Source organism: Streptosporangium sp. NBC_01469 (assembly GCF_036227305.1).
In the GTDB taxonomy this organism is placed as follows: domain Bacteria; phylum Actinomycetota; class Actinomycetes; order Streptosporangiales; family Streptosporangiaceae; genus Streptosporangium.
Genome location: NZ_CP109465.1, coordinates 7,649,861 through 7,661,842 on the forward strand (window position 1 = coordinate 7,649,861; position 11,982 = coordinate 7,661,842).

The 11,982-nt window shown below is 63.2% G+C and carries 11 protein-coding genes; 1 reads left to right on the forward strand and 10 read right to left on the reverse strand.

Annotated features, from left to right (window positions below):
* The first annotated feature begins 177 nt into the window (after positions 1-177).
* Positions 178-2,286, forward strand: coding sequence for an NAD-dependent DNA ligase LigA (ligA, locus tag OG587_RS33585; RefSeq protein ID WP_329082477.1), 2,109 nt, complete (start codon positions 178-180; stop codon positions 2,284-2,286).
* A 94-nt stretch (positions 2,287-2,380) separates the two neighbouring features.
* On the opposite strand, the gene OG587_RS33590 is transcribed toward ligA, so the two are convergent.
* The 10 genes from OG587_RS33590 to OG587_RS33630 form a co-directional block, all read right to left on the reverse strand.
* On the reverse strand, positions 2,381-2,857 hold the full coding sequence (locus tag OG587_RS33590; protein WP_329082479.1) for a VOC family protein: 477 nt from the start codon (positions 2,855-2,857) through the stop codon (positions 2,381-2,383).
* A 37-nt stretch (positions 2,858-2,894) separates the two neighbouring features.
* Entirely contained in the window at positions 2,895-4,454 is a 1,560-nt protein-coding gene (locus tag OG587_RS33595; RefSeq protein ID WP_329082481.1) for an acetolactate synthase large subunit, read from the reverse strand.
* Positions 4,451-5,443: a quinone oxidoreductase family protein gene (locus OG587_RS33600; protein WP_329082482.1), complete on the reverse strand. Its 993-nt coding sequence runs from the start codon at positions 5,441-5,443 to the stop codon at positions 4,451-4,453. Before OG587_RS33600 ends, OG587_RS33595 begins: the two co-directional genes overlap by 4 nt.
* Positions 5,431-6,345, reverse strand: coding sequence for an LLM class flavin-dependent oxidoreductase (locus OG587_RS33605; protein WP_329082484.1), 915 nt, complete (start codon positions 6,343-6,345; stop codon positions 5,431-5,433). Before OG587_RS33605 ends, OG587_RS33600 begins: the two co-directional genes overlap by 13 nt.
* 98 nt (positions 6,346-6,443) lie before the next feature.
* The gene (locus tag OG587_RS33610; RefSeq protein WP_329082486.1) at positions 6,444-6,599 is read right to left on the reverse strand and encodes a hypothetical protein; all 156 of its coding nucleotides are present in this window, start codon (positions 6,597-6,599) and stop codon (positions 6,444-6,446) included.
* A 44-nt stretch (positions 6,600-6,643) separates the two neighbouring features.
* Complete coding sequence (locus OG587_RS47355) at positions 6,644-7,819, reverse strand: alcohol dehydrogenase catalytic domain-containing protein (RefSeq protein WP_443075290.1); 1,176 nt, start codon at positions 7,817-7,819, stop codon at positions 6,644-6,646.
* A 13-nt stretch (positions 7,820-7,832) separates the two neighbouring features.
* Positions 7,833-8,783, reverse strand: coding sequence for a hypothetical protein (locus tag OG587_RS33615; RefSeq protein WP_329082487.1), 951 nt, complete (start codon positions 8,781-8,783; stop codon positions 7,833-7,835).
* Complete coding sequence (locus OG587_RS33620; protein WP_329082489.1) at positions 8,783-9,247, reverse strand: VOC family protein; 465 nt, start codon at positions 9,245-9,247, stop codon at positions 8,783-8,785. The genes OG587_RS33615 and OG587_RS33620 overlap by 1 nt, the downstream gene beginning before the upstream one ends.
* A gap of 71 nt (positions 9,248-9,318) precedes the next feature.
* Positions 9,319-11,028: a carbamoyltransferase N-terminal domain-containing protein gene (locus OG587_RS33625; RefSeq protein ID WP_329082492.1), complete on the reverse strand. Its 1,710-nt coding sequence runs from the start codon at positions 11,026-11,028 to the stop codon at positions 9,319-9,321.
* Between the two features lie 14 nt (positions 11,029-11,042).
* Positions 11,043-11,942 carry a class I SAM-dependent methyltransferase gene (locus OG587_RS33630; protein ID WP_329082494.1) on the reverse strand — a complete coding sequence of 300 codons (900 nt, stop codon included), beginning with the start codon at positions 11,940-11,942 and terminating at the stop codon, positions 11,043-11,045.
* Positions 11,943-11,982 lie beyond the last annotated feature (40 nt).

Below are 11,982 nucleotides of genomic sequence, written 5' to 3' on the forward strand. Positions count from 1 at the left end.
GTGGAATGGATGCAGTCGTTGATATTGCCGCCGGTGAGGACTGGTGATTGGCTGATACGACGGGCCGCCCCCTCCAGTGCGGCATCTCTCCGACGGTCATACCCGAGAGGGATACTCCGGCTCGGGGTCGCGTCCCGGAGGCCGAAAATTGTCGGTGCCGGGCGCGATGATGGGATCATGACCGACGCACCCCCCAGCACTCTCTTTGCTGATCAGAGCGCCTATGCCGAAGCTGTTCAGCTCGCCCTGGACGCCGCTGCGGCGTACTACGGTGACGGCACGTCCACACTGGATGACGACGCCTACGACCGGTTGGTCCGGGGCATTCAGGCGTATGAGGCCGAGCATCCCGACGAGGTGCTGCCCTCTTCGCCGACGGGCAAAGTGGCCGGTGGCGCGGTGGTCGGCGACGTGCCGCACACGGTGCCGATGCTGAGTCTGGACAACGTCTTCAGTGCGGAGAAGCTGGTCGACTGGGCCGCGTCGCTGGAGCGCAGGCTGGGCCGGCCGGTCACCCGGTGGAGCGTGGAGCCGAAGCTCGACGGGCTGGCGATCGCCGCACGATATCGCGGCGGGCGGCTGGTGCAGTTGGTCACCCGGGGTGATGGCACCAAGGGTGAAGACGTGAGTCATGCGATCGGCACCATCGTGGGGTTGCCCGCCAGGCTGGCCGAGCCGGTCACGGTGGAGTTGCGCGGCGAGGTGATGATGACCGTGTCGCAGTTCGAAGACGCGTGCGTCAAGCGCCGCGCGCACGACGGCACCACGTTCGCCAACCCGCGCAGCGCCGCCGCCGGCACGTTGCGCGCCCAGGACCGGTCGTATGTGTGCGAGCTGACGTTCTTCGGCTATGGCGCGCTGCCCGCCCCCGACGACATCTCCGAGCAGGCCGCGCGGCTGCGCGTGTTGCCGCACAGCGAGGTTATGGCGTGGGTCGCCGGGCAGAGCGTGCAGACCACTGACGCCACTCCGGTCACCGGAATCGTCGCCGAGACGCTGGAGCAGGTGCAGGAGCGCGTTGAGCAGATCGCCACGCTGCGGCCGAAACTGCCGTTCGGCATCGACGGCATCGTGATCAAGTGTGATCTTGCCGCTGACCAGGCGCAGGCCGGTTTCAGCTCGCGCGCTCCCCGATGGGCGATCGCCTACAAACTGCCCGCCACCGAAAAGATCACCAAACTGCTCGGTGTGGAGTGGAACGTCGGCCGCAGCGGCATCATCGCCCCGCGTGCCGTGCTGGAGCCGGTCGATCTAGAAGGCAGCAAGATCACTTACGCAACCTTGCACAATGTCGCCGACATCACCCGTCGGGGCCTGATGCTCGGCGATTCCGTGGTCGTCTACAAGGCCGGCGACGTGATTCCCCGGGTCGAGGCCCCGGTCGTGCACCTGCGTACCGGCGACGAGCGGCCGATCCCGATCCCGCGGGTCTGTCCGTTGTGTGGCGACGAGATCGATGCCTCCCAGGAGCGGTGGCGGTGCGTGCGCGGGCGCGCCTGCCGGGTGATCGCCTCCATCGGCTACGCCGCCGGCCGCGACCAGCTCGACATCGAGGGCCTGGCCGAGAACCGCATCCGGCAGATGCTGGACGCCGGGCTGATCGCCGACTTCGCCGACCTGTTCTTCCTCACCCGCGAGCAGGTGCTGGGCCTGGAGCGGATGGGCGAGACCAGCACCGACAACCTGCTCGCCGCCATCGAGCGGGCCAAGGCGCAACCGCTCAGCAGGGTCTTCTGCGCGCTGGGCGTGCGCGGCACCGGCCGCTCCATGAGCCGCCGCATCGCCCGGCACTTCGGCAGCATGGACGCCATCCGCGCGGCCGACGCCGAGGCGATCGAGGCGGTCGAGGGCCTCGGCCCGAAGAAGGCACCAGGGGTGGTGGCGGAACTGGTCGAGCTCACCGGCCTCATCGACAAGCTGATCAGGGCTGGGGTCAACATGACCCAGCCGGGCTGGACGCCCCCCGCCGCTCCTGACACCGATGCCAAGGCCGACACAGACACCAACGCGGGCCCGGAGCCGGGCGACGCGTCCGAGCTGCCGCTGGCCGGGATGTCCGTCGTGGTCACCGGCTCCATGAGCGGGGCGCTGGAGGCGCTGACCCGCAACCAGATGAACGAGCTGATCGAACGCGCCGGGGGCAAATCATCCTCCAGCGTCTCGAAGAAGACCAGCCTGCTGGTGGCCGGGGAGAACGCGGGCTCCAAGCGAGCCAAGGCCGAAACCCTGGGCGTGCGGATCGTCGGCCCGGAGGAGTTCGCCGGCCTCGTCGGTGAACTCCTCTGACCGGAACCGAAGCCACCGGAGCGGAGAGCGGACCAGCGGCCACAACCGTCGACCACGGGCTGGTCAGCTCACTCACGGGGGCCCTGATAGTCGTCTAATCCTGCTTTTCAAAAAGGAACGAAGCAGTAGGCCGGACTGAGCGCACCATCAGGGTCACGCCAGCGCCTTCTTGGGTGTCGAAGTAGGTGAAGCCGGTGCCGTTCGGTCTGCGTCCGCGCATCAGTGCCGCGAGGCCAAGCGCCAGTCCTGCACGCTCACTGCTTTCAACGTTTTCAACTGCAAAACCGATATGGAAGACGCCCTCACCGTGCTCGTCAAGAAATCTGCGCTGCGGACAGTCGAGCGGTGGCGGCTGGCACAATTGCAGCTGGATGTTATCGAGTTCAGCGCACTTGTACCGCAGGGTAAAGAATGCCGCGCGGTGAGGCACCGACAGCTCGGTCAGGGCCGCAGGATTCGCGAAGTCCGACCATGGGCCGATCCCCAGGCGTTCGTAATACTCGACGGCCTCCTCAATGTCGTGGACCACGATGCATACATGATGGAGCGCTCGGAACGGAGAGGTCATCATCGCATCCTTCTCTTCGTTGTTCGGACGATGGCGGGTTTCAGTCGAGAAAGGATGACTGGGACGGGACGACGGCTTCAATAAGACAGGGACCGGGCTCCGTCAGCGCCCTGCTCAGCTGTTTGGCGAGGTCATCGGCAGTGATCGCACGCGAGGCGGGTACGCCCAGGCCCTCGGCGAGGGAAACGAAGTCCAAGCCGGGCAGGCCAAGCAGGGCTCTTGCCCGCCCGTCCGTGCTGGGCCGGGTCCCGACGCGGCCCAGTTCCATGCCGAGGATGGCGTAGGAGGCATTGCTGAAGATCACCGTGGTGACGTTGAGACTTTCTCGTGCCTGCGTCCACAGGGCCTGCAAGGTATACATAGCGCTGCCGTCCGCCTGGAGGCTGATCACTGGTCGGTTGGGGCATGCGATCGCGGCGCCGGTGGCCAGCGGTATGCCCTGACCGATAGCACCGCCTGTGAGGGTAAGCCAGTCGTGCGGAGGGCAGCCGACGGTGGCCTGTGGCAGCCACCAGCCCGAAGTGACCGCCTCGTCGGAGACGATTGCGGCCTCCGGCATCAGGGCGCCGATGACGGCTGCGGCTTTCTGCGCCGTCAGCGCACCATTGGGCAGCCCGGGCCGTTGCGCAGAGATGGTGACTGGCCGCACACCCGGCGCAACAAGGTGTGCCAACTCCTCAAGTGCCATTGGCACACCACCCAGATCGAGTACGGCACAGCCCGTCGGTACCAGGTTGCTCGGTTTGTTTGGGTAGGCGAAAAACGACACTGGGGAGCGTGCTCCGGCGAGGACGAGATGCCGTACGCCCGTCAACTGGGCCGTGGCCTTTTCACCCAGGTAAGCCAGGCGCTCCACGAGCGGGATGCCTGCTCCCCGTTCCTGTCGGGCCGGGGTGTTCTCGGCCAGGATGCGGGCGCCGGTCGCCGCTGCGATACGGCTCGCCGCCTCAAGGCCCGGCCGCCGCATCAGATCACCCCCGATCAGCACGACGGTGTGCTTGCCCTCGCGGTTCAGCAGCCGAGCCGCCTCCTCCAGCACGTTCTCGTCTACCGCAGTGGTCTGACCGGGAGTAACTGGGGCGGCACACGCGCCGCGCGACCAGCAGACATCGGCGGGAAGGATCAAGGTGGCCACGCCACCGGTGGCTTGTGCGGTTGATCCAGCGGCGGCGATTGTATTGGCCGTGTCCTGACCTGCGTCGCGCACGCTAACGCAGCGACGCACCCATCGCGACACCGTCCCTGCAGCGGCCTCGATGTCGGACTCCAGCGGAGCATCGAAGACCTTGTGATGTGTGGCGTGGTCACCCACGATGTTCACGACCGGGGTGCCAGCCCTGCGTGCGTTGTGCAAATTGGCCAGCCCATTGCCCAGCCCTGGACCCAGATGAAGCAAGGTAGCTGCAGGTCTGTCCGCCATCCGGGCATAGCCATCGGCCGCCCCCGTCGCCCCGCCTTCGAAGAGACAAAGCACGCCACGCATCTGAGGGACTTCGTCCAGGGCTGCGACGAAATGCATCTCCGACGTACCAGGGTTAGTGAAACAGACATCCACGCCGCCGCCAGTGAGCGTTTCGAGGACCGCGCGCGCACCGTTCATAGGCACCAGTTTTCGGACTGCTCGGGAATCAGGAGTAATTTACCGACGGACCGGCGGTGCTCGAGATCCTCGTGCGCCGTGCGGGCGTCCGCGAGGGGATATCGGCGCCCAATGTGGACGCGCAGCTTTCCTGAACTCACCCAGCGCAGTACGTCACCGGCCCGCCACAGCAGTTCTTGGCGGTTAGTCAGGTAAGAGGGGATCAGGGTGGGACGGGTCAGGAACAGCCCGCCGCCCTCTAGGAGCCGCATCGGGTCGAAGGGCTCCACGGGCCCGCTCGCCCCTCCGTACAACACCATCAGACCGCGGGTACGTAGGCTCGCCAGACTGCCGTCGAAGGTGGCCCGCCCCACCCCGTCGTAAACCACGGGCACGCCCTCGCCGTTAGTCAAATCACGTACGGCCTTGGCGAAGCCCTCGTATCTGATCACTTCGTTGGCTCCGGCTTGCCGGGCCCGCTGCTCCTTTTCTAGGCTGGAGACCGTACCGATTACCCGTCCACCAAGCATCCTGACCATCTGGGTCAACAGCAGCCCTGTACCCCCGGCTGCCGCGTGAACCAGGACCGTGTCACCGGGTCGCACTTGATAGGTGGAGTGGGTCAGATAGTGTGCAGTCATACCCTGCACCATTGCCGCTGCAGCTATCTCCAAGTCCGTGCTCCCCGGAACCGGGACCGCCCGCGCGGCCGGGATGACCGCTTTGGTGGCGTACGACCCGAGAACCCCACTGGCCCAGGCCACTCGGTCCCCTACCTCGAAGTCCGTGACGTCAGCACCGACTTCGGCCACGACACCGGCGCCTTCGCGGCCCGGAACGAAGGGAACGTCGACCGCGTACCGGCCTTCGCGCTGGTAAATGTCGATGAAATTGACACCGGCGGCAGCGACGTCGATCAGCAATTCACCGGCGCCTGGCACCGGATCGGGATGCTGCCCGTATTTCAGTACCTCGGAGCCGCCCGCCTCGACCGCTGTTATCGCGTACATTCGTTCTCCCCATTTTTTCTCGACCCCTCCAGCTCAGTAGCCGCGAACTCCTCCAGCACCTCTTCACGAGCCTGATACGGAAATTCAGCCCGCGGCCATGGAACGACCAAATCAGTTATCCCAATCTCTTGGAAAAGACCCGACGCATCCCGATAACTTTCGACGGAGTCAAGTACTCCGCCAGCCGAGACTCCGGCGACTAGTAAGCGGCGCAACGACGCCGGATCGCGTCCGGCGGCCGCACAGGCATTGTCCACCTCTTGGAGGTGGACTTTGAGAAATGGCAGCAGCTGCTCGTAGCGTTCCGGACTTCCTCTGCCTGGCACGCCGGTGGTCACCCAGATCTCCGCGTGCCGAACAGCCAAGGCCATCCCTTTGGGGCCTGAGCCCGCGATAGCTAGAGGTACCCGCGGCCGCTGCACGAACCCCGGCTCCATTCGCACGCCCGCCGCCGTAAACCAGTCCCCACAGTACTCAGTGAAAGATTGCCGGAGCAATTGGTCGAGAAGTTCAACGAACTCACCGAACCGCGCCGCCCGCTCGACAGGGAGCAGCGGGTGATCTCCGCGTATACGGGTATCAAAACCCTCCGCTCCTGCTCCCACTCCGCAAATAATTCTGCCACCAGATATGTCGTCAAGCGCCATAAGTTCCTTGGCGAATTCTACCGGACTGCGGAAGTTTGGGCTGGCCACCAGAGGCCCTAGTCGTATTCGCGAGGTAACCATCGCAGCTGCGGTCAGTGTAGGTAGCGCCGGAAACCACGGCTTGTCTCTCAGCCACCGCCACATCAGGTGGTCGTAAGTCCAGGCGTGTTCATAACCCAATCGATCGGCCTTTTCCCACAAATCCCGGGCACGGCTCCAACGATGCTCGGGCAGGATTAGCACACCATGGCGCATCGGCGTTCTCCGTTCGAGCCCCCAAAGCGACCCCATCGGCCTAGAGTGAGGTATCCCCACGCCACTGACCGCTGTTGGTGGCATACTTTTTAATTTCGTCAGTATCGGGTCAGTACTTTCAAGGCCATACGTTCGTCCATGGCTTTGTAGCCTCCGAGCGCGCCGTCAAGACTGACCGTTAGATCGAAACCCGGCAACGGGTTTATCGCCCCATCTAGGATATCCGGCGGCAGTTCCGGAATGTAGGCTCGCACCTAAATGACGCCACGCAAAGCGATCTTCTGCTCGAAAAGCTCTTTCAGGGCCAAGTCCGGGTCCCTTCTGTGCGGCACGCCAACGCAGCCAATCGAGCCTCCTTCCCCTGCCGTCCACATAACTTGTTTAATCCACACCACCTTGATTGCCGCAGGGGCGCCCGACTGCGTATTAGCTCGTGCACGGCCTCGACTGCGGCGTCTCCGCGCTCTGCGAAAATGTCTGTCGCGCCGAATGTCCTGGCAATGTCCGTACGCACTTGGTGGCGCTCCAGAGCGATTATCCGGTCGGCGGCGAGACGCTTCGCGGCGAGAACCTTGCAGAGTCTGACTGCCCCGTCGTGCCGGGATGCGCCACCGCCGCAAGTGCGGCGTGATGACGGGTGCACAGCACGTTGGACAGGTAAAAAGTGCGGTGAGCAGTCGCTGGGGTGGAAGCCTGCCGAGCGCACTGTCTGCGTACGGCACCTGTACCGCTTCGCCCTGAGCGCCGTCCGATCCCGGCGTCCCCAAAATCCGTCGTGTTCGCAGGACGTGGTAAGGCCTTTCGTGCAGTAGCCGCACACGTCGTCCGACCAGACGAACGGCGCGATGACCGGGTCATCGACGGTGTAGTCCGTGACGCTCACGCCGGCTTCCTCAATAATGCCGAGGAATTTGTGCCCGATACGCCGACCCGGCTCACAAGGGGAGGCGCCGTGGTAAGACCACAAATCGGTTCCGCAGATACAGGACAGAACGAATCTCACCACCGCGTCGCTCGGGAACTGAATCATCGGGTCGAGTACCTCCTCACACGGATATCGTGTGAGGCGTGAATGACGGTGGCGTGCATGCGCATTGTCCTTCCTGCTGAAGTTTTGCCGACAATGACGCGGCGCAGTGCGGCACAGCTGCCTTGGGTTCATGGCCGCCGACGGCTTACATCGCCAGCCAGGGCCGGCTGGCATGAAAAGCGGGGCGAAAGGAGTCGAACACTTCATCCGCCGCGGCAAACAGCAACAGGACCTAGGAAACGCCCATGACGAGGGTCGCCCTGCGCGCTCCCATCCAGTTAAGAGGCGACCCAGGTGAATTGAGAGGGGAAGCCGTACCAGCCCCGCCCCGATCTGCGCAACGGGAGGCTCGATGTACCGGGTGAAGTAGATCGCGCTGCCCGAGACGTACGTTCTGAAGCCAATACTTGCGAGGAAGTTCACTATCGCCAGTGGCAAGAGCATTCAGACATGGCCGTCATGCTGCCGGGGTGGTGGCGACTTCAGCGACCTCGTGAAGGATACGGCCGATCCGCTTCTCGCAAACCGCCATCTCGGCTATCAGTAGTTCCTCGGGCCGGTCCTCACCATCGCGGCCGACCGGGTAGAGGCCGTGGCTGGCGACGTCCTGTGCCACTGCGCGCAGTCTACGCAGGAGTTGGGCGGCGATGCCGTCGTGGTCTATGGGGGCACGCAGGGTCAGGAAGAAGTTGTCATAAATGATCGCCATGCGCTCGGAGGGACGTACAACGGTTTCGGCCATAGCCTGCTGGAGCAGCGACTGTTTTCCAGGCACAAGCCGTGCGGCGACCCCGTCATGGATGACCTTGTGGATTGCCACGGCATGGGCGAGACCGACCGCCTCCGGCGCGTCTCCGCGTGCGGGGCCGCGCCCGCGGAACAGGCTGCGCACCGGGCCGAAGTCGGACGCCCAGGCCCCGCTGAAACTTCGGTGCTGGAGGAACATGCGCGGCCTGATCAGGGTCTGGTACAGGTCGAGTGGGCACGATCCGGTGTAGAGCAGCATGGCACTGTAGCCGTGCGTATACGTCTCTAGTTTCGCGAGCGCCGCACGGTCCGGAGCCTCCCGATCTCCTGTTAGTTTCAGCAGTTTTCCCATCAAATGCCAGATAAGGAAGGAAATTTGATGCCCTGTGATCCAGCGGAACCAAAACAGCTGGTCGTCCGTGATCTCGTCCGCGGTGGCGGGCGAAAACAGAGGTTCACTGTTCGCAAGGAGGCGCAGCTGAACTAGGGTGAGGTCCTGATCGTACGGGCGCACCATATGCAGGGCAGTGGTGGCGCTCGAGGCGATGTTATGGCCGACCGGTGGCATGGTCAACGGTTCCAAGCCGTAGGGGAAGTCACCGAAGTCCCATTCACCAGTGTGCAGATTTGTGGTGAGGGTGCCGTCGCTCGAACTCTTCATCAGCGACCGTCCGGTATGTAAGCGAGTTCGTATTCGAGGCCGTTCACGTCATAGAAGTAGAAGCTCTGCACCCCGTTGTCGTCGACAACGATCTCGGTGGGCAGATCGGGGCGAACAAACTTATAGTGACCCGACTTGTATAGGTCGATCCACTGACGGCGTTTGGCGATGAGATTGTCCGGCATATCAACTTGGATGCACACGTGCTGGAACAGATAGCCGTTTTCGTCGGCCTGGTTTCTGCTGTGGTCCGCGCGGTCGAAGAGGTGGAGACGCATGTCTCCGACGACGATCTCGATCAACCGGCCAATGCCCGGCAGTCTGTTAAGCGTGAGATCGGAGAACCGGTCTATTTCCCACTTCTTTTCGGCGCCGAGGAATTCCTGGTACCAGGCAAGACAGTTGTCGAGGTCTGCAGTCTGTACACCCAGATGGTGGATTTTGGGTTTGATCAGCTGATGCACTACGGTATCTCCCTTTCGGGGTACAACCGGTCGGGGCCGATTGCTCGTTCCGTTGCTGGCGCCGACATCCGTCAGACTTTGCTATAGAGCACTCCATCGGCCCAGACATGATCGGTTCGGCCCCATTCCATCGCGGAGGCGGCGTCCGGGAAAAATCCGCTGCCGTTCAGGTTGGCGCTCGTGTTACATAGGATCGGAATCCCGCTCAGCTCGTGGTAAGCGCACAGGATTTCGGCGAGAACCGGGTCGTCCTGCGGGCTAACGGTCTGCAGCCGAGCCGTGCCGTCGAGGTGGGTGATCGCGGGCACACGGTCCAGCCAATCTGGGCGAACATCGTGGTCGAAGAGCATGTATGGATCCGGCGTGCCGGGGTCGAAGATCTCGGGGGCGTGCTCGGTCAGGCATATGGGCGCCACGGGACGATAGTGCTCGCGACTCTTGATGTCGTTGAGAAGATCCTTCATGGCAGGGTCGTTGGCCGGCGCGATGATGCTGCGGGCACCGAGCGCACGGGGGCCAAGCTCGGCCCGTCCGCGCAGGAAGACCAGAGGCTTGCCGCTTTCGTGCAGGAGGCGGGCGACCTCCACCGGGGTGCATTCCCGGGTGCTCCAGCCTTCTGGGATCCGGGGCGTGGCGACCAGGTCCGGCCCCAGGCGCGCGTGCCACCGGACGGCCGAAACGCCCTTGGCATACGCGTACTCGGCGCACGCAGTGCCGATGGCGGATCCGGAGTCGTCAGGATATGGGGGCACCCAGACGTCGTTGAAGAGCGGGTGGGCGCGCAGAGCGCTATTCCACTTGATGTTCAGGGCGCAGCCTCCCGCGAAACTAAGGTTCCAGGGACCATCACCCTTCCAACGCCGGATCTTGTCGACGATCCGTTCGACCAGCAGCTCCTCCATGAACTGGTGCATGCTGGCGAGAACGTCCTCGTCCGACACCCCGAGCTCAGCGATGCGCTTGGCGGCATCGCTGAGGTAGGCGTGCACGTAGCGGTGCGAGGGCTCACCATTGCTGCCGCATCCAGTCACTGTGTTGCGGTACTCGGCGACGGCCTGGGTTGGCGCTTCGAAGTTCCGGTGGAAGGCATCACGGATAGCTTCCTGGACGACGTCCCTCGGCGTTCCGAGCGCGATGTAAGCCATCAGCTTGCCGGCAACGGAGAGGTCGTCGACGACTTGGGATCGGTCCTCCCCTTTGCGAACCCACGGCCCGAAGTACTGGGCTGCCATAGCGTACGAGTGGCCAATCAGTGGGAAGACCTCGCCGCCGTTCTCCACTGTGCCGCGCGCACCGTTCACGAAGTAAAGACGCGGGAAGCATCCTCCGTCCCAGACCAGCACGAAGGAGTCCTCACCACGCGCTGCGAAGGGGCTGGAACAGTAGGCGGCAGCAAAATGGCTCGACATGTGGACGTAGCTGTTGTAGGTCACCATGCCCCCGCCGATGGGGATTTGGCCGACCACGCCTGGACGGACCAAGCTGTTGATGGTGTCGTTCTCGCGGTAGGGCGCAACCTTCAGTTCCAGAGGCCTGCCGTGATCTAGCACGGAGAGACGGCCGAAGTCCACGCCATCCCAGCCGTCAAGGGCCCAGTTGTCAACGTCGGACACCTTGAAGCCGTGCTCGGCGAGGATCTCAGGGATGAGACGGAGATCGGCGACGGAGCTGTAGCGGGCGTTGTTCTCCCGCTTCTGCACTTCGATGTTGAACAAGAGCTTGTCGTCCTCCAACAGAGCTAGTCCACCGCTATGCGTGAGTTTGAGACCAGCTGTGATCATGTCGCGTCTCCCTACTAAGTGTTCATGCGGAGAAGGTTGGCATTGCGTACATTGGTGCGGGTCCGCTCCGTGCACCTCTCAAGGCCTGAGGCGTTGCCGGACAGCAAGGTGAAACCTGTGGGGCGCAGTTTGAGCTCGACGCAGTGCAGTTGGGCGCTAGCGTCCATGCCGACGAAAATTTCGCGCAGCCGCGTGTTCTTGAACAGGTCTGTGCTTGTGAAGGTCCCAAACCCGCCCTCGGACCAGTCACCCGAGTTAATGAGGCTGGAGCCGCCATCCCAGTTGATGCCGTGAACGACAGTCCAGTCGGTGCCGCCCTGGAAAAAATCGGCAGCTTCCTGGAACCGGTAGGCATTGACGATGGGGTGAAGATAGGCGTCAACGTCTGCAGCGAGTTGCGTTTCCGCCGATACCTCCGCGAAGGAGGTGCGGGTTCCGTACTGCTCTACCGAGAGAGCAAGCCCCAGGTCTTCCAGAACAGTTCCCGAGATATCCTCCGCAGAATTGTTCAGAAGGACATGAACGAGTTCCCGGCTCAATAAACGATCGAATTCACCATAAGGGTGATAGTACCAAGTGTACGCGATTCCGTCGTCTTCGAGATGCCGATAGAGCCATTGTACACCATTTGAGGGATCTGCCAGATGGTGAATTACTCCAGTACTCGTGATGAGATCGAAGCGGCGTCCCAGATGTTCGCCACCGATCTCGGCATGCTGGAAACTAACATTGTCGCAATTGTGGTTTTGGGCCAACTCGCGCGCCACGGACAGCGAGTGCTCGCTGAAGTCTACGCCGAGAAATTCCGTATCTGGGTACTGCATCGCCAGGCCGACCAGGCGATGCCCGGTGCCACATCCGGCGTCGAGAACCTGGAATCCATCCATGGAATGAATCACCAGATCCAGTCCCATGGCTAGATCATAGATGGGGTCTACGCTTGAACTCGGCAAC